This window comes from Streptococcus atopicus, assembly GCF_049166725.1.
Taxonomy (GTDB): domain Bacteria; phylum Bacillota; class Bacilli; order Lactobacillales; family Streptococcaceae; genus Streptococcus; species Streptococcus hominis.
Window position 1 is genome coordinate 155,065 of record NZ_JBMHFC010000004.1, and the last position, 22,776, is coordinate 177,840.

At 37.9% G+C, this 22,776-nt stretch carries 17 protein-coding genes and 1 pseudogene; 17 read left to right on the top strand and 1 reads right to left on the bottom strand.

The features are described from left to right. Positions 1 to 78: 78 nt before the first annotated feature. From ACOMA9_RS04535 to ACOMA9_RS04545, 3 genes are all read left to right on the top strand, one after another. Positions 79 to 288 (top strand): PspC domain-containing protein, encoded by a 210-nt coding sequence (locus tag ACOMA9_RS04535; protein WP_151379846.1) that lies wholly within the window; start codon positions 79 to 81, stop codon positions 286 to 288. A gap of 85 nt (positions 289 to 373) precedes the next feature. Then, on the top strand, positions 374 to 2,671 hold the full coding sequence (locus ACOMA9_RS04540; protein ID WP_330944851.1) for a DNA translocase FtsK: 2,298 nt from the start codon (positions 374 to 376) through the stop codon (positions 2,669 to 2,671). Between the two features lie 197 nt (positions 2,672 to 2,868). Next, positions 2,869 to 5,220: an HAD-IC family P-type ATPase gene (locus ACOMA9_RS04545; RefSeq protein ID WP_330944852.1), complete on the top strand. Its 2,352-nt coding sequence runs from the start codon at positions 2,869 to 2,871 to the stop codon at positions 5,218 to 5,220. A gap of 44 nt (positions 5,221 to 5,264) precedes the next feature. Here the strand turns inward: ACOMA9_RS04545 and ACOMA9_RS04550 are convergent, their stop codons facing one another. Then, positions 5,265 to 5,618, bottom strand: a complete 354-nt coding sequence (locus ACOMA9_RS04550) for a DUF3397 family protein (RefSeq protein ID WP_049533623.1) — start codon at positions 5,616 to 5,618, stop codon at positions 5,265 to 5,267. Positions 5,619 to 5,779: 161 nt separating this feature from the next. Here ACOMA9_RS04550 and rplK point away from each other — a divergent pair, with 161 nt between their 5' ends. The 14 genes and pseudogenes from rplK to ACOMA9_RS04620 all read left to right on the top strand — a co-directional run bounded on the left by rplK (position 5,780) and on the right by ACOMA9_RS04620 (position 22,756). Next, on the top strand, positions 5,780 to 6,205 hold the full coding sequence (gene rplK, locus ACOMA9_RS04555) for a 50S ribosomal protein L11 (RefSeq protein ID WP_003025466.1): 426 nt from the start codon (positions 5,780 to 5,782) through the stop codon (positions 6,203 to 6,205). Between the two features lie 89 nt (positions 6,206 to 6,294). Beyond that, entirely contained in the window at positions 6,295 to 6,984 is a 690-nt protein-coding gene (rplA, locus tag ACOMA9_RS04560) for a 50S ribosomal protein L1 (RefSeq protein ID WP_003025463.1), read from the top strand. A 235-nt stretch (positions 6,985 to 7,219) separates the two neighbouring features. Next, complete coding sequence (acnA, locus tag ACOMA9_RS04565; protein WP_330944853.1) at positions 7,220 to 9,889, top strand: aconitate hydratase AcnA; 2,670 nt, start codon at positions 7,220 to 7,222, stop codon at positions 9,887 to 9,889. Beyond that, positions 9,886 to 11,004 carry a citrate synthase gene (locus tag ACOMA9_RS04570; protein WP_003025458.1) on the top strand — a complete coding sequence of 373 codons (1,119 nt, stop codon included), beginning with the start codon at positions 9,886 to 9,888 and terminating at the stop codon, positions 11,002 to 11,004. Before acnA ends, ACOMA9_RS04570 begins: the two co-directional genes overlap by 4 nt. After that, a complete protein-coding gene (icd, locus tag ACOMA9_RS04575) occupies positions 10,991 to 12,193 on the top strand; it encodes an NADP-dependent isocitrate dehydrogenase (protein ID WP_330944854.1) in 1,203 nt (400 codons plus the stop codon). The genes ACOMA9_RS04570 and icd overlap by 14 nt, the downstream gene beginning before the upstream one ends. Positions 12,194 to 12,416: 223 nt before the next feature. Next, positions 12,417 to 13,157 carry a UMP kinase gene (gene pyrH, locus ACOMA9_RS04580; protein ID WP_195672966.1) on the top strand — a complete coding sequence of 247 codons (741 nt, stop codon included), beginning with the start codon at positions 12,417 to 12,419 and terminating at the stop codon, positions 13,155 to 13,157. 3 nt (positions 13,158 to 13,160) lie between these two features. After that, positions 13,161 to 13,718: a ribosome recycling factor gene (gene frr, locus ACOMA9_RS04585; RefSeq protein ID WP_003034284.1), complete on the top strand. Its 558-nt coding sequence runs from the start codon at positions 13,161 to 13,163 to the stop codon at positions 13,716 to 13,718. Between the two features lie 348 nt (positions 13,719 to 14,066). Next, positions 14,067 to 14,921, top strand: a complete 855-nt coding sequence (gene cvfB / locus ACOMA9_RS04590) for an RNA-binding virulence regulatory protein CvfB (RefSeq protein ID WP_330944855.1) — start codon at positions 14,067 to 14,069, stop codon at positions 14,919 to 14,921. 80 nt (positions 14,922 to 15,001) lie between these two features. Next, positions 15,002 to 16,579 (top strand): type I restriction-modification system subunit M, encoded by a 1,578-nt coding sequence (locus ACOMA9_RS04595; RefSeq protein ID WP_421424763.1) that lies wholly within the window; start codon positions 15,002 to 15,004, stop codon positions 16,577 to 16,579. Beyond that, positions 16,569 to 16,865, top strand: a pseudogene (locus ACOMA9_RS04600) (virulence RhuM family protein); the annotation flags it as partial. The gene ACOMA9_RS04595 and the pseudogene ACOMA9_RS04600, both read left to right, overlap by 11 nt. Positions 16,866 to 17,000: 135 nt before the next feature. Beyond that, positions 17,001 to 17,876: an Abi family protein gene (locus tag ACOMA9_RS04605; RefSeq protein WP_247905554.1), complete on the top strand. Its 876-nt coding sequence runs from the start codon at positions 17,001 to 17,003 to the stop codon at positions 17,874 to 17,876. A gap of 11 nt (positions 17,877 to 17,887) precedes the next feature. Further along, positions 17,888 to 19,048 (top strand): restriction endonuclease subunit S, encoded by a 1,161-nt coding sequence (locus ACOMA9_RS04610; RefSeq protein WP_421424765.1) that lies wholly within the window; start codon positions 17,888 to 17,890, stop codon positions 19,046 to 19,048. Between the two features lie 71 nt (positions 19,049 to 19,119). After that, on the top strand, positions 19,120 to 19,656 hold the full coding sequence (locus ACOMA9_RS04615; RefSeq protein ID WP_421424766.1) for a restriction endonuclease subunit S: 537 nt from the start codon (positions 19,120 to 19,122) through the stop codon (positions 19,654 to 19,656). Between the two features lie 55 nt (positions 19,657 to 19,711). Beyond that, positions 19,712 to 22,756, top strand: a complete 3,045-nt coding sequence (locus tag ACOMA9_RS04620; protein ID WP_330944858.1) for a type I restriction endonuclease subunit R — start codon at positions 19,712 to 19,714, stop codon at positions 22,754 to 22,756. The last annotated feature ends 20 nt before the right edge of the window (positions 22,757 to 22,776 follow it).

Sequence of the window (22,776 nt, forward strand, 5' to 3'; positions counted from 1 at the left end):
ATTATGGAACTTCTTTATGATATTTATTTAGTGGTAAAAAATTTATGTTATAATAAATTTATAAAGGAGGGATAGAGAATGGCTAAACGATTGACAAGAGATGTGCGGAATAAGAAAATTGCAGGTGTCTGTGCAGGCGTAGCAAATTATTTTGACATAGATCCTACCATTGTGCGACTGATCTGGGGAGTAGCATTTTTTGTATATGGAATCGGTCTAATCCCTTATTTGATTTTGTGGTTTGTTTTACCAATAGATGATGGTGATGGTGATGTGATTTGGAAGTAAAGATTATTATTTAAAAGCAGGAACATTGATTTTCTGCTTTTTTCTTTCATTGGATTAGTGTCCGACTTATGGTATAATAAAAGTTATGGCAAGTAAGAAAAATAGTAAAAAAGGTCGGACAACGAGACGACCTACAAAAGCAGAGTTAGAACGGCAAAAGGCCATTCGGAGGATGTTGATAACTTTCGGAGTAGCTTTTTTGCTTCTTTTTGCAGCATTAAAATGGGGTGTCGTTGGGATCACTCTTTACAATCTCATTCGCTTATTGGTAGGAAGTTTAGCTTATGTAGTTATTATAGCCAGTCTCATTTATCTTTTCTTTTTTAAGTGGGTCAATAAGCATGAAGGGTATAAATCAGGCTTTTTCAGTATTTTTATTGGCTTGCTGCTTATGTTTCAAGCTTATTTTGTAAATGTTTTAAATTTAAAAGGACAGGTTCTAAGTACAACCTTGTCACGGATTTTAACGGATTTGACAGCTGTTAAAGTCAGTGCTTTTGCTGGTGGTGGTTTATTAGGAGCGACACTCTATACTCCTATAGCCTTTTTATTTTCAAATATTGGCACCTACTTTATCGGGCTCCTCTTAATATTGCTAGGGGCGCTACTCATCAGTCCATATTCGATTTATGATATTTTTGAAAAATTAAGTGAAACCTATTATGCTTGGAGTGAGAAGCGAGAAGCAAAGCGTCAGCAACGTTTTATAGAAAAAGAAGAAAAAGCTGCGCAAGCAGCGATGAATGCTATTCAGGTAGAGCAAGACGAGCCACAAATTGATTCTGAAACGGGAGAAATTTTAGATGATGAGGTCTTAGCTCATACGCCGATTCAGTTTGAAGAAGCAGAACCAGAAATTTATGATTATGATGAGAGTTTGTCTGAGAAACAACACAAAGAAGAGCAGCAAGATAACACAGATGAAGATGTTGAGGTTAATTTCACCCCCAAAGAAAGTTTAGATTACAAACTTCCAACAATCAATTTGTTTGCGCCAGACAAGCCTAAAAATCAATCTAAAGAAAAGAAAATTGTTCGCGAAAATATCAAGATTTTAGAAGAAACATTTGCTAGCTTTGGCATTCGTGCTAGCGTTGAACGTGCTGAAATCGGACCGTCTGTGACTAAGTACGAGGTCAAGCCAGCTGTCGGAGTGCGGGTCAATCGCATTTCCAATCTGGCTGACGATTTAGCTCTGGCTTTGGCAGCTAAAGATGTGCGGATTGAAGCACCTATTCCGGGAAAATCTCTAGTCGGAATTGAAGTTCCGAATTCCGAGATTGCGACGGTTACTTTCCGTGAGCTCTGGGAGCAGTCTAAGACAGACGACAAGAAATTACTCGAAATCCCTTTGGGGAAAGCAGTCAATGGCTCTGTTCGGACATTTGATTTGGCAAAAATGCCTCATTTGCTAGTAGCAGGTTCGACTGGTTCAGGGAAATCTGTTGCAGTCAACGGTATTATTGCTAGTATTCTCATGAAAGCACGACCAGATGAAGTCAAGTTCATGATGGTCGATCCTAAAATGGTCGAATTGTCTGTCTATAATGATATTCCCCACTTACTGATTCCTGTTGTGACCAATCCTCGCAAAGCGAGTCGGGCTTTGCAAAAAGTGGTCGATGAAATGGAAAATCGCTATGAGCTCTTTTCTAAGGTTGGCGCGCGCAATATTGCGGGTTACAATGCCAAAGTAGCCGAGTACAATGCTAGTCAACCAGAATATAAACAAGTTCCTCTTCCTTTGATTGTGGTTATTGTGGATGAGTTGGCAGACCTTATGATGGTAGCCAGCAAAGAAGTGGAAGATGCCATTATTCGCTTGGGACAAAAAGCTCGAGCAGCTGGTATTCATATGATTTTGGCCACTCAGCGACCGTCTGTTGATGTTATCTCTGGGCTCATCAAGGCAAATGTTCCTTCGCGGATTGCTTTTGCTGTCTCTAGTGGAACTGATAGCCGAACGATTCTAGATGAAAATGGTGCAGAGAAACTCTTGGGACGTGGGGATATGCTCTTTAAGCCGATTGATGAAAATCATCCCGTTCGTCTGCAAGGATCGTTCATCTCTGATGAAGATGTGGAGCGCATTGTCACTTTTGTTAAGAATCAAGCCGAAGCAGACTATGATGATAATTTTGACCCAGGCGAAGTATCTGAGAATGACATGGATTCAGGTAGTGAGAGTGAACAAGGTGATCCACTCTTTGAAGAAGCCAAGGCTTTGGTCATAGAAACTCAAAAAGCGAGTGCTTCAATGCTCCAACGTCGATTGTCCGTCGGATTTAATCGTGCGACTCGACTGATGGAAGAGTTGGAAGCTGCAGGTGTCATCGGTCCAGCAGAAGGCACCAAGCCAAGAAAAGTTTTAATGAATAACTAAAACTAAATAGGTGTGGTTTAAAAAATGTAACATCCTTTCCCAACAAATTTCTGTTGGGATTTTTTTGTAGCTGTTCTATTTTAAAGTTTTGTAGAAAAGGTATGAAAAATCTCATGTTTTCCAGTTTTATGACTTTTCTATGACCTAAGGATAACTTTTTTGATAGAATACTAATATGATTTGTAAATGGAGGCTATATGTCAGAACAGATATACACAGGGCTTAGTCAAAAAGAAGTTAAAGCACGCGTCCAAAAAGGCTTGGTCAACGAAGTAACGGTTAGCACGGAAAAAACAACTTGGCAAATCATTCAATCCAATGTTTTTACTTACTTTAATTTCATCTTTTTTGTTCTTGCTCTATTGTTGATAATTGTACAATCGTGGAACAATCTACTCTTTTTGCCTATTGTTATTATCAATTCTTTGATTGGAATTGTTCAAGAGCTTAGAGCGCGCAAAATATTGAGCAATATGCAGTTGCTTCATCACTATACAGCGATTGTCGTGCGAGACGGTAAAGAAATCCAACTAGAGACAAAAGATTTAGTACAAGATGATATCGTTCTTTTCTCGACAGGAGACCAAATCTATGCAGACGCTAAGATTGTATCAGGTGAATTGAAAGTCAATGAATCACAGTTGACAGGAGAAGCAGATGAAATCGCAAAGAAAATAGATGATACTGTCATGTCAGGCAGTTTTGTCGTATCTGGCAAAGCCTATGCTCGCTTGGAAAAAGTAGGCGATGAATCCTACATCAATCAACTGACATTGAAAGCAAAAGAAGTCTCTGGAAAAGAAGAATCGGAAATGGTACGTTCGGTCAATAATCTGGTTAAAGTGATTGGATTTTTGATTATTCCTTTAGGGCTTCTTCTGTTTTTCCAAAGTTATGTGACCAATCACGAAAGTTTTCAAGTTAGTATTGTCTCCACGGTAGGAGCTATTATTGGGATGATTCCAGAAGGGCTTTATCTTTTGATGACTCTGGCGCTGGCTTTGGGAGCAGCTAGTCTAGCAAGACAGCAGGTTTTATTAAATAGTATGAAAGGGATTGAGTCTCTTTCTCGTGTAGATGTTTTGTGTGTAGATAAGACAGGAACCATTACGGAAAATACGATGAAAGTTGCACAAGTACTCTCTGTTCAGCAAGACAATAATGCCTCACAGGAAGCTCTTAAACAATATTTGGCAGCAAGTCCAGATGAAAATGAAACGATTGTAGCAATTCGAGACTTTTTTGCTTCAGAAGTAGTAGAAAAGGCTTGGACCGTAGTGAAGGCCCTTCCGTTTAGTTCAAAGACCAAGTTTGGTGCTATTTCTTTCAAAGAAGGCAATTTTATTTTAGGTGCTCCAGAGTTTGTATTAAAAGAAAAGTTGAAAGAATATCGCAACTATTTTCAACAATATGCAGAAAGTGGTTCACGAGTTCTTGTTTTTGCTGAATCAAAAAATCATCCATTTACAGGTGATTTGACTCAAACAGTAGACCCCCTACTCTTCATCTTATTAGAAAATCCAATTCGAGAAAATGCAGCTGAAACCTTTTCCTATTTTGCTCTTCAAGGTGTGGAAGTCAAAGTTATCTCAGGAGATAATCCTGTCACAGTTGCTGCAGTGGCTGCCAAAGCAGAGATTCCTCATGCAGAAAATTATGTAGACGCGCAAAACTTGGATACTGATGAAAAAATCACTCAAGCAGTTGAAAAATATACGGTCTTTGGTCGAGTGACCCCTCAACAGAAACAAAAATTAGTCCAAGCACTTCAAGCTAATCAGCACAAAGTCGCCATGACAGGTGACGGTGTAAATGATATTTTAGCAATGAAGACTGCAGATTGCAGCATTGCTATGGAGTCAGGCAACGGTGCTACCAAACAGATTGCACAAGTTGTTTTGCTGGATTCTGACTTTTCGCATATGCCGCATATTGTGACAGAAGGACGTAGGGTTGTCAATAACATTCAGCGTTCCGCTAGTTTATTTCTTGTAAAAAATATCTTTTCCATTTCACTAGCTATTTTGTCCAGTTTGTTTGTTTTTACCTATCCTTTGCAAGCATCACAGGTTTCCTTGATTAGTGCGTTCACTATTGGTATACCTGGATTTATGTTAGCTTTGGAGCCCAACAAGCAGCGCATTCGAGGGCGTTTCATCAGAACGGTTTTACAGAATGCGATACCAGCAGCTTTTGTTGATTTACTAGCCGTTTTGATTGTCATGGCTTGTGGTCGGATTTTTCGGTTATCTACGCAAGAAGTGGCGACATCGTCTGTTATCTTATTAGCAGTAGTTGGTTTCATTATCATCATCAAGCTTATTCAGCCGCTCAATCGAATGAAAACCATTGTCGTACTCTTTAACATCATCGGTTTGGTGATTTCAGGCTTGTTATTTCACTCTATCTTTTTGTTATCCAAAATCTCACCGATTACCATTATCCTCACAGTCATTCTCTCCTTGATGTTAGAATCACTTATGAGATTGTTCCAATTCATAACAAATAAGTTATTTGCTCTATTTGATAAGTTCTCAACAAAATATTAAATATAAAAATATCGGACAGACTCATCTGCTTCCGATATTTTTTATTATTTTGCTAAAAATAAGCCAATCACCATGGCGAGGTAGAGAAAGAAGGTCAAAATAAAACCAGCTCGCCAGAAAAATTTAAAGAACTTAGGATAGTAAAAACTGCGTTTAACTCGAAGAAAGTAGACAGTAATGGCAATTGCTAAAGCAGAGAGAGCTAACGCCAATTCTGGCAAGAGACTGTGGTAGAAAGCTCTATCAGAGATGATATAGAATTCCAACACAAAAAGTGGAAAAGCCAGATCCGCAAAATTCAAGCCAAACCGTTTCAGGCGAAATAATTTAGTGATAATAATGGTTAAAATAATAGTTAAAAAGATAAATAAAATAGATGCGATTTTTAATAATGTCATAAGTTTATTTTACCATAAAAACTGGAGAAAGATAGAAAAATTTTTCGTGTTTTTTCTTGCAATTTAGCAGGTTTAGTGTATAATAGAAAAGTATGCATAAGCATACTTGTGGGAGGTAAAAATATTACGTTACCGCCAAAACCACAAAGGAGGATTTAAAAATGGCTAAAAAAGTCGAAAAACTTGTAAAATTGCAAATCCCTGCTGGTAAAGCTACTCCAGCTCCACCAGTTGGTCCTGCGCTTGGTCAAGCTGGTATCAACATCATGGGATTTACGAAAGAGTTCAATGCTCGCACAGCTGATCAAGCTGGCATGATTATTCCAGTTGTCATCTCTGTATACGAAGATAAATCATTTACTTTCGTAACAAAGACACCACCAGCTGCTGTTCTTTTGAAAAAAGCTGCAGGTGTTGAAAAAGGATCAGGTACACCAAACAAAACAAAAGTTGCAACAGTTACTCGTGCACAAGTACAAGAAATTGCTGAAACTAAGATGCCAGATTTGAACGCTGCAAACCTTGAGTCTGCAATGCGTATGATCGAAGGTACTGCTCGTTCTATGGGATTCACTGTTGTTGACTAATCAATAACACCCAAACCCGCAAGACTTCATCAGACGAGAAGGACGTGGGAGATGAAAATCGATTGAACCACTTACAAGGAGAATAGAAAATGGCTAAAAAAAGCAAACAACTTCGTGCTGCTCTTGAAAAAATCGACAGCACAAAAGCATACAGTGTAGAAGAAGCTGTAGCACTTGCAAAAGAAACAAACTTTGCAAAATTTGACGCAACTGTAGAAGTTGCTTATAACTTGAACATTGATGTGAAAAAAGCGGATCAACAAATCCGTGGTGCAATGGTTCTTCCAAACGGAACTGGTAAAACTCAACGTGTGCTTGTTTTCGCACGTGGTGCAAAAGCAGAAGAAGCAAAAGCTGCTGGTGCAGACTTCGTTGGTGAAGATGACCTCGTTGCAAAAATCAACGGTGGCTGGCTTGACTTTGATGTCGTAATTGCTACACCTGATATGATGGCACTTGTCGGACGTCTTGGACGTATCCTTGGACCACGTAACTTGATGCCAAACCCTAAAACTGGTACTGTAACAATGGATGTTGCAAAAGCAGTTGAAGAGTCTAAAGGTGGTAAAATTACTTACCGTGCAGATCGTGCAGGTAACGTACAAGCTATCATTGGTAAAGTTTCATTTGACGCTGATAAGTTGGTTGAAAACTTCAAAGCATTCCACGATGTGATTGCAAAAGCTAAACCAGCTACAGTAAAAGGAACTTACATAACAAATCTTACTATCACCACTACTCAAGGTGTGGGTATTAAGGTTGATGTTAACTCACTTTAATTTAGAATCTAAAACTCTATCTTCGGATGGAGTTTTTCTTTTGCAAAATCAAAAGCGTTGGATTGATGAAATTCATCGCTTTTTTATGCTTTGGATTTTTTGGCGAATACATATGTGAAATAGTAAACGAAAACCGGTAATGTTATATTTTCTTACATATTTTTATAAAAACTATTGCATGAATTTTTGTAAAATTGTATAATATAAAATAATTATTCCTAATGGGAGGTTTCTCATGCTAACATATCAATCTATATTATATCAAGATAAGCGAGAATATAGCTATATTGATCTCGAAAAAGCTGCATTAGATATGGGTGGAGACTTAGACAATCTTCCTTATTCTATTCGCATATTATTAGAAAGTCTTTTGCGAAAAGAAGATGGTGATGTTGTAAGAAAACATCACATAGAGAATCTAATGCACTATCAAGCTGTTAAACCGAGAGGTGAAGTGCCCTTTAAACCAAGTCGTGTTATTTTACAGGATTTTACGGGAGTACCAGTTGTTGTTGACTTGGCAAGTATGCGCGATGCAGTTGTAACAAATGGGGGAGATCCAGAACTTATCAATCCTGAAATTCCTGTGGATTTAGTCATTGACCATAGTGTGCAAGTTGATTGTTATGGCTGTGAGACTGCTTTGGAAGAAAATATAACAAAAGAATTTTCACGTAATAATGAGCGGTATGAATTTTTGAAATGGGCTGAGCAATCTTTTGATAATTATCGTGCAGTTCCACCTGCAACTGGGATTATTCACCAAGTTAATATTGAATTCCTTAGTGATGTTGTTATTGAAAAAGACGGCATGCTTTATCCAGATTCAATGTTTGGAACAGACAGTCATACAACAATGATCAATGGAATAGGGGTTCTTGGCTGGGGAGTTGGAGGAATTGAAGCAGAGGCTGCTATGTTGGGAGAAGCTTCTTATTTTCCAGTTCCAGAAGTGATTGGTGTACGCTTAGTTGGGGAATTGCCCAAGATTACAACGGCAACTGACTTAGCTTTAAAAGTAACGCAACGATTACGACAAGAAAATGTAGTTGGAAAATTTGTAGAATACTTTGGGGAAGGACTAGCAACACTTAGTTTGGCAGACCGCGCAACAGTTGCAAATATGGCGCCAGAATATGGAGCAACTTGCGGTTACTTTCCTATTGATGAAGAGACCCTTCGTTATATGCGATTAACAAATCGGAAAGAAGAACATATTGCGTTAACGAAGCTCTATGCTCAAAAGAATCATCTATTTTATGATGAAAAAGTGGAGCCAATTTATTCAAAAGTTGTTGAGATTGATTTATCCACCATTGTTCCAAGTATTTCTGGTCCCAAACGGCCACAGGATTTAATTGAATTGACAAATGCTAAGCAAGAATTTCAAGCGAGTCTTATCCGAGAAGCGGGTGTTCGAGGTTTTGGTTTGCCGAGAGAGGAATTGAGGAAAACAGCGACGGTATTGTTTGACGATTATGAAGAAGAAATTAAAACGGGTCATGTCGCTATTGCAGCAATTACTAGTTGTACCAATACTTCCAACCCGTATGTCCTAATGGCGGCAGGCTTAGTAGCTAAACGTGCTGTGGAAAAAGGATTGCGTGTTTCAAAAACAGTCAAAACGTCACTTGCACCAGGCAGTAAGGTTGTTACGGCTTATTTGAAGGAGAGTGGTCTCCAAGTCTATCTGGACAAATTAGGTTTTAATGTTGTTGGATATGGCTGCACCACTTGCATTGGCAATTCTGGAAATTTGTTACCAGAAGTGGCAAAAGCAATTACGGATACGGATTTACTTGCTAGTGCAGTCTTATCAGGTAATCGGAATTTTGAAGGACGAATCAATCCTTTGGTTAAAGCAAATTTTTTAGCCAGTCCGCCACTGGTGGTCGCTTATGCTTTAGCTGGGAATACAAATATTGATTTAACAAGTGAACCGCTTGGATATGATAGAAATGGACTACCTGTTTACTTCATGGATCTTATGCCAAATCATGATTTGGTAGCAGATTATGTACAAAAATACGTTACCAGTAGTTTGTTTAAAAAAGAGTATGAGCATGTTTTTACTGATAGTGAAAAATGGAATCAAATTCCAACAACAAAATCGAAAATCTATCACTGGAATCAAGCCTCTACTTATATACAAAATCCTCCTTACTTTGATGGTTTGGAAGATGATACAAGCATTCAACCGTTGAAAAATCTAGCTGTTTTAGCAAAATTTGGAGATACAATTACGACAGACCATATTTCTCCAGCAGGAAATATTGCTAGAAATAGTCCAGCAGCATCATATTTAGAGGAACATGGTGTAAGCTATCAAGACTTTAATTCTTATGGTAGTCGTCGCGGGAATCATGAAGTGATGATGAGGGGCACCTTTGCCAATATTCGGATAAAAAATGAACTAGCAGCTGGAAAACTTGGTGGTTATACAAAGTATAAGGATGAACTGATGCCGATTTATGAGGCTGCTATGTGTTATAAGAAAGAAAAAGTGGATACGATTATTTTGGCAGGCCGCGATTATGGTATGGGTTCTAGTCGTGATTGGGCAGCTAAAGGAGCAAATCTTTTGGGTGTTAAAGTGGTTTTAGCTGAAAGTTTTGAAAGAATTCACCGCTCCAATTTAGTCATGATGGGCATTCTTCCTCTTCAATATTTGGACGGCGAAAATGCTCAAAATCTTGGATTAACTGGAAAAGAAACGTTTGATATTCAATTGCCGAAAGAGCCACAGGTAGGACAAGTCATAACGGTTATTGCAAAAGAAGGCGATCGAATTGCACGATTTAAAGCACGTCTTCGTTTTGATGCAGACGCGGATATTCGTTATTATGAAAATGGGGGAATTTTACCAATGGTGGTTAGAAAGAAATTGCAAGAGGTAAAACAATGACACAAAGCAATGGTTTAAAAGATACGATTGCCTGTGAGACTCGTATCAGTCAGATTATAGATGATACTCTTTCTTATGCAGGCTATAATATTTCCGAATTGATGGAGAATAATGCAAGTTTTGAAGAAGTTATTTACCTACTTTGGAATTTGCATTTACCAACTCAGATTGAATTGAAACATTTTGTGAACGATTTACGTGCCAACTATGCCATTAGTGATGCGGTGGAACAATGTATTCTCATCCAGTCGCGCAAGCATCTGCATCCAATGAGTGTATTACGTTCTACAGTTAGTCTTTTAGGAGTCTATAATATCCATGCTGAAGAGACGTCTCTAGAAGCAACTTATGAACAAAGTATTCAATTGATGGCTAAGATTCCAACGATTATTGCAACATTTACAAGGTTGAGATCGGGGCAAACTCCGATTGAACCGAGAAAAGATTTAGGATTTGCAGCGAACTTTTTATATATGTTAAATGGGCAGGAACCATCAGAATTAGAAATTCGAGCTTTCAATCGTGCTCTGGTTCTTCATGCAGATCACGAGCTAAATGCTTCAACTTTTGCAGCGCGGGTATGTGCTTCCACTTTAACCGATATTTATTCTTGTGTGACGGCGGCAATCGGCGCTTTAAAAGGGTCACTTCATGGGGGTGCCAATGAATGCGTCTTTGACATGTTAAAGGAAATTAAAGCAGAGGGCGATACGAATGCATATTTGGATCGAAAATTAGCCTCACATGAAAAAATCATGGGCTTTGGTCATCGTGTTTATAAAACACAGGATCCTCGTGAAAAATATTTGCGAGAAATGGCAGAGGAATTGACAAAGGGAACAGAAAAAGAAATTTGGTACCAGATTTCAGAAGAAATCGAACGTTATATGAAGCACACCAAGCATTTAATACCGAATGTAGATTTTTACTCAGCAACGGTTTATCATGTTTTAGGTATTGACAGTAGTATCTATACATTGATTTTTGCAATGAGTCGGGTATCTGGCTGGATTGCTCACATTCAAGAGCAACGCAAAAATAATAAGTTGATTAGACCTCGCTCTCATTATGTTGGCGCTCAAAATTTACATTATATTCCTATTGGGAGGAGATAAAATGGCAGAAAGAATTCGCCTTGTGAATAAGCAGTTGCTAGTTCCAGATAAACCCATTATCCCTTATATCGAAGGTGATGGAATTGGGCATGACATTTGGAAAAATGCACAGCTTGTCTTGGATAAAGCAGTGGAGATAGCTTATAAAAGCAGTAGAAAGATTTTTTGGAAAGAGATATTGGCGGGAGAAAAAGCCTTTCGTTTGACAGGAGAATGGTTGCCAGAAGAGACTTTAACGACAATCCAACATCATTTAGTTGCGATTAAAGGTCCTCTTACAACTCCTGTTGGTGGTGGCATTCGTTCTTTAAATGTTGCCTTGCGTCAAGAACTAGATCTCTACGCTTGTGTACGTCCCGTACGGTATTTTGCGGGCGTTCCTAGCCCACTACGACATCCTGAAAAGACGAATATGACAATTTTTCGTGAAAATACCGAAGATATTTATGCAGGAATCGAATGGGAAAGTGAGTCTGATGAGGCTCAAAAAGTGATACAATTTTTGCAAGAGAAAATGGGAATTGATAAAATTCGTTTTCCGAAGACGAGTGCTATTGGTATTAAACCAATTTCACGCCAAGGAAGTGAACGGTTGATTCGTGCAGCGATCCATTATGCTCTATCTGCCAATGTAAAAAACGTAACTCTGGTTCATAAAGGGAATATCCAAAAATTTACAGAAGGTGGTTTCAGAAAATGGGGCTATGAGCTTGCAGAGAAGGAGTTTGCAAAGGAATTAGCAGCTGGGAAATTGATTGTGACAGATGTGATTGCAGATAATTTTTTACAACAAATTCTATTAAATCCTGAAAAATTTCAAGTAGTAGCTTTGACAAATTTGAATGGAGATTATGTTAGTGATGCTCTGGCTGCTCAAGTTGGCGGCATTGGTATTGCTCCTGGAGCTAATATCAATTATGAAACAGGTCATGCTATTTTTGAAGCAACGCATGGAACAGCTCCTGATATCGCAAATCAAAATAAAGCAAATCCTTGTTCACTCTTGTTGTCTGCCTGCATGATGTTTGATTACATTGGGTGGTCCGAAGCTGCGCAAGTTATTATAAAAGCGATTGAAAAAGCGTTAGCACTTCAAAAGATGACAGATGATTTTGCTAGTCAGATAGAAGGTGTTCCTGCGCTTTCAACGAGTGATTTCACTCAGGTTTTATTAGATTTTTTAGCTTAGGTTCTGATTTTTACACATGAAACAAACGGCAAAGAAGCTGAGACAAAAGTTTCTGATTTCAATATTCGTTGCATAATGAATGAACGACACCATAGCTGGTTGCTCAAATAGCATAGCAAACTATCTTCTCCCTTTTATCGAAATTTTTATTTTTTAAAGAATTTGACTATATAAAAATCTCAAAATATGGTAAAATAGTACAGATAAAATAAGGAGAATAAAAATGGTAGCCCCGAAATATAAACGTATTTTAATCAAATTATCAGGTGAAGCTCTTGCTGGTGAGAAAGGGATTGGAATTAACATTTCAACCGTTCAAAAAATAGCAGAGGAAATCAAGGAAGTACATGATTTGGGTATTGAAATTGCCCTTGTTATCGGCGGTGGGAATCTCTGGCGTGGAGAGCCTGCGGCAGAAGCAGGAATGGATCGTGTGCAGGCTGACTACACAGGAATGTTAGGAACAGTCATGAATGCCTTGGTCATGGCGGATTCACTTCAACAAGTGGGTGTGGATACGCGAGTACAAACAGCGATTGCGATGCAGCAAGTAGCAGAACCTTATATTCGTGGACGCGCTCTGCGACACTTGGAAAAAGGACGTATCGTTATTTTCGGTGCTGGAGTTGGTTCTCCCTACTTCTCAACAGATACAACAGCTGCCCTTCGTGCGGCTGAGATTGAAGCTGATGCGATTCTTATGGCAAAAAATGGTGTAGACGGTGTTTATAATGCTGATCCGAAGAAAGATAAGACTGCGGTGAAATTTGATGAATTAACCCACCGTGATGTGATTAACAAAGGCCTTCGTATCATGGATTCAACAGCTTCAACTCTTTCAATGGATAATGACATTGACCTTGTTGTCTTTAATATGAACGAACCTGGTAATATCAAACGCGTTGTCTTTGGTGAGCAAATCGGAACAACCGTTTCAAATAATGTAGAAAAAGAAGAGGAATAATTTATGGCAAATGCAATTGTAGAAAAAGCGAAAGAAAGAATGACACAATCACACCAAAGTTTGGCGCGTGAATTTGGTAGCATTCGTGCTGGTCGTGCCAATGCCAGCCTTTTGGACCGGATTTCAGTTGAGTATTATGGAGTAGAAACTCCACTCAATCAAATCGCGTCTATCACGATTCCTGAAGCGCGTGTCCTTTTGGTGACGCCGTTTGACAAATCTTCTATCAAAGATATTGAGCGCGCACTCAACGCTTCTGATCTTGGTATTACCCCTGCAAGCGATGGTACGGTTATTCGTTTGGTCATTCCAGCTTTGACAGAAGAAACTCGTCGTGATCTTGCTAAGGAAGTGAAGAAAGTCGGCGAAAATGCTAAAATTGCTATTCGTAATATTCGCCGTGACGCTATGGATGAAGCTAAAAAGCAAGAAAAAGCAAAAGAAATTACTGAAGATGAATTGAAGACACTTGAAAAAGATATTCAAAAAGTGACAGATGAGGCTGTTAAGCATATTGATGATATGACTGCCAGCAAGGAAAAAGAATTGATTGAAGTGTAAGCTTTTCTCTGTATGTAGTAAAAAATAGAAAGCAAGGAGGGTGGGACGAAATCAGTCGTTTCCTAGAAACTTGATTTCGTCCCACTTCCGCAAAGTTGAGTAGGGCTGTAAAAGTTGATTGATCAATGAGTTAGAGCTCACTCAGCAGTGATTGATTAGGCACTAAAGTGCCATTAATTGTGTATGGGAAACTCTAGTTGACTAAAGTCAACATAGTTTCTCCAAACTACTGCGTCTTAGAAATGATAACTATATAAACAAAGGAAGCTGAACACTTTTGTTCCAGCTTCTTCTTTTGAAGTGGGAAGACATGTTTCATATCTACTTCAAACGATAGAAAGATAAAAAATGAATACAAATCTTGCAACATTTATAACAGGTCTTGTAACCGATGAAAATGATCGTTTTTACTTTGTCCAAAAAGACGGGCAAACGTATGCTTTAGCTAAAGAAGAGGGTAAGCATCAGTTGGGCGAATCGGTCAAGGGCTTTGCCTACAGCGACATGAAGCAGAAACTTCGCTTGACGACTCTTGATGTAACAGCGACCCAGACGACTTTTGGCTGGGGAACAGTGACTGATGTTCGCAAGGACTTAGGTGTTTTTGTTGACACAGGACTTCCAGATAAGCAAATTGTAGTGTCTCTTGACATTTTGCCAGAAATAAAAGAACTTTGGCCTAAAAAAGGCGACTGCCTCTATATTCGTCTGGATGTAGACAAAAAAGATCGCATTTGGGGGCTTTTAGCCTACCAAGAAGATTTCCAGAAATTAGCTCGTCCAGCTTATAATAATATGCAAAATCAAAATTGGCCGGCTATTGTTTATCGTTTGAAGTTATCTGGAACCTTTGTCTATCTGCCTGAAAATAATATGCTGGGCTTTATCCACCCCAGCGAGCGTTACACAGAGCCGCGTTTAGGTCAGGTCTTGGATGCGCGTGTCATTGGTTTTAGAGAGGTGGATCGGACTTTAAACCTTTCGCTCAAACCTCGCTCTTTTGAGATGCTGGAAAATGACGCCCAGATGATTCTGACATACCTAGAAAGTCAAGGAGGCTTTATGACTTTGAATGATAAGTCGTCTCCAGAGGATATAAAGACTACCTTTGGCATTTCCAAAGGACAGTTTAAAAAAGCTTTAGGCGGTCTGATGAAAGCTGGCAAAATCAGGCAGAGTGGGACAGGGACAGAGTTGATTTAAAAAGAAAATGCTTGTTGTCAATTGAAACAAGCATTTGTTTTTTGTACAATAGAGAGTAGTAAGAAAATGAAGGAATGAATATGTCAATACATAATACAGAAGCTAGTCAGAGAGCAGAATTACACCGTAAAATCTGGGCGATTGCTGACGATGTACGTGGAGCTGTGGATGGATGGGATTTCAAACAGTATATACTGGGAATCCTTTTCTACCGTTTTATTTCCGAACACATGGCAGACTATTTTGACCATGCTGAGCATGAAGCTGGCGACTTAGAATTCTGTTATGCTGAATTGAGTGACCAAGAGGCTGAGCAAGATTTTAAATCTGGGACAGTTGAGGCTAAGGGATTCTTTATCCTTCCTAGTCAACTATTTGAAAATGTAGTCAAGGATGCTTCACAAAATGAAAATTTAAACGAAGAATTGGCCAATATTTTCCAATCTATTGAGAAGTCAGCGATTGGATTCAAATCGGAAGATGATATCAAGGGCTTGTTTGATAACTTGGATACACGAAGCAACATCCTTGGTGGAACTGTCCCAGAAAAAAATAAACGCCTTTCTGATATTCTTAACGGTATCAATAGTATTAACTTTGGCAACTTTGAGGACAATGACATTGATGCCTTTGGGGATGCCTATGAATTCTTGATTTCAAACTATGCCAGTAATGCTGGTAAAAGTGGTGGTGAATTTTTCACTCCTCAGACAGTTTCTAAATTACTGGCACAGCTAGTCATGGTTGGTAAGGACAAGATTAATAAGGTCTATGACCCAACATGTGGTTCGGGGTCGCTCCTCCTTCAAATGAAAAAACAATATGAAGATCATATCCTAGAGGACGGTTTCTTTGGTCAAGAAATCAATATGACCAACTACAACTTAGCTCGCATGAATATGTTCTTGCATAATATTAACTATAATAGTTTCAATATAAAGAGAGGAGACACGCTTTTAAACCCTCAGCATCTGGAAGAAAAGCCTTTTGATGCTATTGTTTCTAACCCTCCGTATTCTGTCAAATGGGTGGGAGACGGAGATCCGACCCTTATCAATGATGACCGCTTTGCGCCAGCAGGGAAACTAGCTCCTAAGTCAAAAGCTGACTTTGCCTTTATCATGCATAGTCTTAACCACTTGTCTAATAAAGGTCGGGCAGCCATTGTTTGTTTCCCAGGCATTTTCTATCGTGGGGGTGCTGAAAAGACCATTCGTCAGTATCTGGTAGATAATAACTTCGTTGAAGCAGTCATTGCTCTTCCAGATAATCTCTTCTTTGGAACCTCTATCGCAACTACGATTTTAGTTTTGGCGAAGAATAAACTTGAAAATAAAATACTCTTTATTGATGCGAGTAAAGAATTCAAAAAAGAGACCAATAACAATGTTTTGACAGATAGCAATATCGAGCATATTGTTGAATTGTTCACTAATTATCAAAGTGTAGACTATAAAGCAGCTCTTGTTGATAATGAGGAGATTGGCTCTGAGCAAGATTACAATCTATCTGTGTCAACCTATGTCGAACAAGAAGATACACGTGAGAAGATTGATATTGATGAGCTCAATAAAGAAATCGCTGAGACCGTTACTAAGATTGATTACTTGCGTGCAGAGATAGATAAGATTGTAGAGGAACTGAGCCATAGCAAATGATGTGATTCTCTATAGAACTGATGACGGAGAGTCTGCTATTGAACTCCACTTTGATAATGGAACGGTCTAGCTGACCCAGCAAGAACTAGCTAAGCTCTTTCAGAGCTCCAAGCAAAACATTAGTAAATATATCAAGGCCATTTTTGAAGATGATGAGTTGGATGAAGCAGTGGTTGTAAACTATCAGTTGACAACCACTCATTATGGTGTAATGGCTGGTAAAACTCAGTCAAAAAAAGTTGCCTACTATAACCTCGATATGATTTTAGTGATTGGTTATCGAGTATACTATATTCAAAATAATTTTAAAAAAAGTAAAAAATCCTTGAATTATCTGCTAAAAACGGTATAATGGAGTTAATAGGACCGCCCACCTCTCTTTGATGTGACAAGGCGGACATTTTTTTATACGGAAGTTATTATGAAAATTAAAGAATTTAAAACTTGGGATGAGCAGGTAGCCAAATTAATTGAACACGGTTGTAAAGATATCAAATCAAATGAGTATGCGATTGATATTTTACAAAAGGTTAATTATTATCGGCTAACTGCTTATTTTTTACCTTTTCGTGATAAAGATACGCAGAAGTATGACTCTAGTAAGGTTTCTTTGGAGAAAATCTATGGAATTGCTTGTTTTGATGCAGAGTTACGCTTGCTTGTTTTCAAGTATTTAGAGGATATTGAGTTGTATTTTAGGACTCAAGTTGCTTATCATCATGGAAACAAATACGGAGCTTTAGCTTATAAAGAAGTGGATGCTTTTAATAAATTTCATAAACATAATGAATTTTTAGAAGATATTGAAAAGGAGTTGGAGCATAGGCAGAAAAGCCCGATTTATAAGCATCATCAGCTAAAATATGATGGAGAATTTCCTATTTGGGTTTTAGTAGAATTTTTTACTTTTGGAATGACTTCGAAATTTTTTGCAGATTCTCCGATAGATATCCAGCAAGATATTGCTAAAAATGTTGGTATAAAGTCTACTCAAGTTAGAACCTATTTAGAAGTTGCAGTGGTTTTAAGAAATTACTGCGCTCATTATAATCGATTATACTACACAAGCTTTACAAAGATCCCTGGTCAACTACCTGCTTTTATGAATGAAAATAGTAAATTGAAAAATAGACTAATGGCACAACTTTATGCAGTTAAAAACCTCTATCCTGATAAGAAAAAATGGAATGAAGGATTTTTATGTGAATTGTCAGCACTCATTAAACGCTATCAAGCAGTGATTCATCTGCATCATATCGGATTTGTAGAGAAATGGGAAGAAGTACTAAAGAAATGAGGAAGTATGTTATGAACATCCTAGAAGAAATCCAAAACTGTCCCGTTGAGTGGAAAGAGTTGGGGAAAGTGGTAGATTATGAGCAACCAAGCAAATATATTGTATCAAGTAAAGCTTATGATGATAGTAATGAAATTCCTGTTTTAACTGCTGGACAATCATTTATATTAGGCTATACAAATGAAAAGGATGGTATTTATCAAGCTAGCAAAAACAATCCTGTTATAATTTTTGATGATTTTACGACATCAAAACAATGGGTAGATTTTAAATTTAAAGTAAAATCATCAGCAATGAAAATGTTAACAATAAAAGATGAATTTGAAAACGAAGTTTTATTACGCTATGTATGGCATTATTTGGGTACAATAACTTATAAACCAGAACAACACGGCAGACAATGGATTGGAACTTATTCAAAATTTCTTATTCCGATCCCTCCTAGAAAAATTCAAGAAAAAATCGTGCAAATACTTGACAAATTCACCGATTATGTCACAGAATTGACCTCAGAATTGACCTCACGTAAAAAGCAATATTCTTATTATCGAGATAAACTCTTATCATTTGAGGATGAAGTTTATCAGGTTGAGTGGAAGACGTTGAACGAATGTCTTAAAAAAGGAAAAGGTACTAAAATTACGGCTAGTCAGATGAAAGTACTTCACAAAGACGGAGCTCCTATCCGTATCTTTGCAGGGGGAAAAACGTACGCTGATGTGAACTATGGAGATATACCTGATAAAGATATTCATACTGAAGTAGCAATTGTTGTAAAATCTAGAGGGGTTATTGATTTTGAATATTGTACAAAACCATTTAGTTTTAAAAATGAATTTTGGTCGTACAGTTCAGATGATGAAAATATAAACCTGAGATATATTTATCATTATTTAGTTCACAATAAAGGATATTTCCAAAACATTGCTAATAATATGCAGATGCCACAAATTTCTAGTAATGATACTGAAAAATTCAAAATCCCACTTCCATCTCTCGAAATCCAATCTCGCATTGTCCAAGTCCTTGATAACTTTGACAAGGTTTGTAACGACTTAAATATCGGACTTCCCAAGGAGATAGAACTGCGTCAAAAACAGTACGAATATTTTCGAGAAAAACTCTTGACATTCGTCGCCGAAGGCGAGTACACTGAGAGTAGAGTAGAGTAGAGTAGAGTAGAGTAGAGTAGAGTAGAGTAGAGGAGTGGGACAACTCTGCAATTATCAAACTTTTACAGTGGGTGTTTGGCCCAATTCGAGTGGAGTTGGGACAAGTTGTCAATTTACAACGCGGGAAACGTCTTGTGAGACAACAATTAGCTACTACAGGAAGTTTTCCAGTTTATCAAAACAGTTTGACGCCCTTAGGATATTATACTGAATCAAACAGAGTGAAAAATACTAGCTTTGTAATTTGTGCAGGGGCGGCTGGTGAAATTGGGTATAGCGCTATGGACTTTTGGGCAGCAGATGATGTCTACACATTAGAGACGTCAGATAATATTTCTGATAAATTTATGTACTATGTCTTGTTAAGTAAGCAAGATAGACTCAAATCGCAAGTTCGAAAGGCCAGTATTCCGAGATTATCTAAGGATGCTATTGATAAAATTACTTTTTACTTACCATCCATTACAGAACAAGAAAGAATCGTCTCTACCCTTGACAATTTCAACACCTTAACCAATTCTCTTTCTGAGGGCCTTCCAAAAGAAATCGAACTAAGACAGAAACAGTATGAATACTGGCGAGAACAATTATTAAACTTTACTAGATAAATTCTTTAATGATTTTGAGAAAGAATCTCAATTAAAACAAAAAAGGAAACATACTATGGTTGATTATTCAAAAGTACATGAAGTAATTGCGGAAACAAATGAAGGGATTCTCTTGGCTGAGTATCAACCAGAGTATCGCACAGATAGAGAATACCAGTCAGAGGCTGACCTGGAAAATCAGTTGATTTCTGATTTGGTACATCATCTTAACTACGAAAGACTAGATATCCATACGCCTGCCGAACTCTTAGCAAATGCCAAGGTTCAAATTGAAAAGCTCAATAAGGTGACCTTTACGGAGGCTGAGTGGAATCGCTTTGTGGTCGAGTATCTGGACTGTCCCAATGAAGGATTAGTTGAAAAAACTCGAAAAATCCAAGAAAATCATATCCATGACTTTGTCTTTGATGATGGACGATTTAAGAATATTTTCATCCTTGATAAGAAAAATATTCATAACAACAGCATGCAGGTCATCAACCAAGTGACGCAGGTGGGGAGTCATACCAACCGTTATGATGTGACTATCCTAGTAAACGGCCTTCCGTTAGTTCAGATTGAATTGAAGAGACGTGGAGTTAGTCTTAAACAGGCTTTTGAACAAATTCATAGATATAGTAAGGAAAGCTTCAATAGCGAAAATTCTTTATATAAATACATTCAGATTTTTGTCATTTCTAATGGGACTTATACACGCTATTTTGCCAATACGACAGCTCAAAATAAAAATCACTATGAGTTCACCTGTGAGTGGGCAGACCGCAAAAATAAAACAATCCACGACCTAGAAGACTTTACTGTTACATTCTTGAGCAAGCGAGTTCTCTTGGAAGTGTTGATCAAGTATTGTGTATTTGATGCTGATAATACCTTGCTAATTATGCGCCCTTATCAGATAGCTGCTACGGAGAGTATTTTGCGAAAGATTCATTCTTCCAATGAAATGAAGACCTTTGGCTCTATCAATGCTTGTGGCTATATCTGGCATACAACGGGGTCAGGAAAAACTTTGACCAGCTTTAAGGCTGCACGCTTGGCGACAGAGTTGGACTACATTGACAAAGTGATTTTTGTGGTTGATAGAAAAGACCTTGACTATCAGACCATGAAGGAGTATCAAAAATTCCAGCCGAATTCAGTCAATGGTAGCAACAATACCAAAGAACTCCAACGAAGTATCGAAGAAAATGATGATCGAATCGTTGTCACAACCATTCAAAAGTTAAACAAATTTATAACAGCGAATCCAAATCATGAAATCTATGCTAAGAAATGTGTCTTGATTTTTGATGAGTGTCATCGTTCGCAGTTTGGGAAGGCGCAAAAGCGAATTAAGAAGGCCTTTAAACAGTACGCCTTATTTGGATTTACAGGAACACCGATTTTCCCAGAAAATAGCTTGACGGGTGAAACGACACAAGAAGTTTTTGGAGAACAACTTCATAACTACGTTATCACAGATGCTATTCGAGATAAAAAAGTATTGAAGTTTAAGGTTGACTATAACTATATCAAGCCTGAAATCAATAAATATAGACACGCAGAAAAGGCAGTTGGCCGAGAGCTCGATGAGAAGAAACTCAAAAAGATGGAGAAAGAACTCCTTCTCCATCCAGAACGGATAGCAACCATTACTGAGTACCTGTTGAGAGTTTATAATGACAAGACGCATCGAAATCAACACTATACTCATAAGCAAAAGCAACTGTTTGGATTTAATGCCATGTTAGCGGTACAAAGTATTGAAGCAGCAAAACTATACTACGACGAACTCCAGCGACAACAAGCATCCTTACCAGAAGCTAAACGCTTGAAAATTGCTACCATCTTTAGCTTTGCGCCAAACGAAGAACAGTCAGCCTATGGCGAAATTCAAGACGAAGAGCTAGAACCTCAAGATACAGCCATGCCTCAATCTTCTAAAGAATTTCTGGAAAAAGCGATTGATGACTATAATCGAATGTTCAAGACCAACTTTTCGACTGATGGGAAGGAGTTCCAAAATTACTATCGAGACCTTTCTAAACGTGTTAAGTCCAAGGAAGTGGATTTGCTGATTGTAGTAGGGATGTTCTTGACGGGATTTGATGCTCCAACTATGAATACTCTCTTTGTAGATAAAAACCTACGTTATCATGGTTTGATTCAAGCCTTTTCAAGAACTAATCGCATTTTTAATAAAGTGAAACCTTTTGGGAATATTGTTTGTTTCCGTGATTTAGAAAAGGCTACGCAAGAAGCTATTAAGACTTTTGGAGACACCAATAAGCTTGAAATCATCTTAGAAAAAAGTTTTAGCGAATACATGGATGGTTTCGTGGATCAAGTAACGGGTATTGAGGTCAAAGGATATACTGCGGTTTGTCAGGAAATTCTGGAAAGATTCCCGAATCCGCAAGAAATTGAAACAGAGCATGAGAAAAAAGAGTTTGTTAAGTTATTTGGTGAGTTGTTGAAGCTTGATAATGTTCTTCGAAATTATGACGAATTCCAAGAAATCGACAAACCTATTTCTGAAGGTTATCTTCAGGATTTAAGAAGTGCCTATGTGGAAATTCGAGATGAATTCTTAAACCTTAAAAACTATGAAAAGGCTAAAGATTTAGAGCTTGACCTTTCAGATGTTGAATTTGAAATTGAACTCTTAAAAATAGATGAGATTAATCTAGATTATATTCTGGCATTGATTGTTGAAAAATCTAAGAATTCTGAGTCCAAAGAGGCAATGAAAGCAGAAGTTAGTCGTGTGATTCGTTCTAGTATTGATATTCGTGCCAAAGAAGAGTTGGTTATTGGGTTTATCAATGATACTGATTTAGCGAATCTGAAAGATCATGATGAGATTATCAATGCTTTTTATGCTTATGGTAAGGAGTGTAAGGCAAGAGCTATCCATGAGTTGGCTGAGTCTGAAAAGCTAGTAGATGGCTATCAATTATTCATTGATCGGGCGATTCAACGTGGATATGCGGAAAATAGTGGAACAGATTTGGATGAAATCATTCCACCAACCTCTCGTCGTAAGGGAGCTCGAGAGTTGAAAAAACACCAAATTCTTGTTAAAGTTCAGCACTTAGTTGAGATTTATAAAGGTATTTAATAGAATAAACAACATGTGAA

Excerpts from the sequence above, each read along its gene's own strand:
- ACOMA9_RS04610 (WP_421424765.1), top strand. The coding sequence starts at position 17,888 with ATGAACATCCTAGAAGAAATCCAAAACTGTCCCGTTGAGTGGAAAGAG.
- rplK (WP_003025466.1), top strand. The coding sequence starts at position 5,780 with ATGGCTAAAAAAGTCGAAAAACTTGTAAAATTGCAAATCCCTGCTGGT.
- rplA (WP_003025463.1), top strand. The coding sequence starts at position 6,295 with ATGGCTAAAAAAAGCAAACAACTTCGTGCTGCTCTTGAAAAAATCGAC.
- ACOMA9_RS04550 (WP_049533623.1), bottom strand. The coding sequence starts at position 5,618 with ATGACATTATTAAAAATCGCATCTATTTTATTTATCTTTTTAACTATT.
- acnA (WP_330944853.1), top strand. The coding sequence starts at position 7,220 with ATGCTAACATATCAATCTATATTATATCAAGATAAGCGAGAATATAGC.
- ACOMA9_RS04620 (WP_330944858.1), top strand. The coding sequence starts at position 19,712 with ATGGTTGATTATTCAAAAGTACATGAAGTAATTGCGGAAACAAATGAA.
- frr (WP_003034284.1), top strand. The coding sequence starts at position 13,161 with ATGGCAAATGCAATTGTAGAAAAAGCGAAAGAAAGAATGACACAATCA.
- pyrH (WP_195672966.1), top strand. The coding sequence starts at position 12,417 with ATGGTAGCCCCGAAATATAAACGTATTTTAATCAAATTATCAGGTGAA.
- cvfB (WP_330944855.1), top strand. The coding sequence starts at position 14,067 with ATGAATACAAATCTTGCAACATTTATAACAGGTCTTGTAACCGATGAA.
- ACOMA9_RS04595 (WP_421424763.1), top strand. The coding sequence starts at position 15,002 with ATGTCAATACATAATACAGAAGCTAGTCAGAGAGCAGAATTACACCGT.
- ACOMA9_RS04545 (WP_330944852.1), top strand. The coding sequence starts at position 2,869 with ATGTCAGAACAGATATACACAGGGCTTAGTCAAAAAGAAGTTAAAGCA.
- ACOMA9_RS04605 (WP_247905554.1), top strand. The coding sequence starts at position 17,001 with ATGAAAATTAAAGAATTTAAAACTTGGGATGAGCAGGTAGCCAAATTA.
- ACOMA9_RS04570 (WP_003025458.1), top strand. The coding sequence starts at position 9,886 with ATGACACAAAGCAATGGTTTAAAAGATACGATTGCCTGTGAGACTCGT.
- ACOMA9_RS04540 (WP_330944851.1), top strand. The coding sequence starts at position 374 with ATGGCAAGTAAGAAAAATAGTAAAAAAGGTCGGACAACGAGACGACCT.
- ACOMA9_RS04535 (WP_151379846.1), top strand. The coding sequence starts at position 79 with ATGGCTAAACGATTGACAAGAGATGTGCGGAATAAGAAAATTGCAGGT.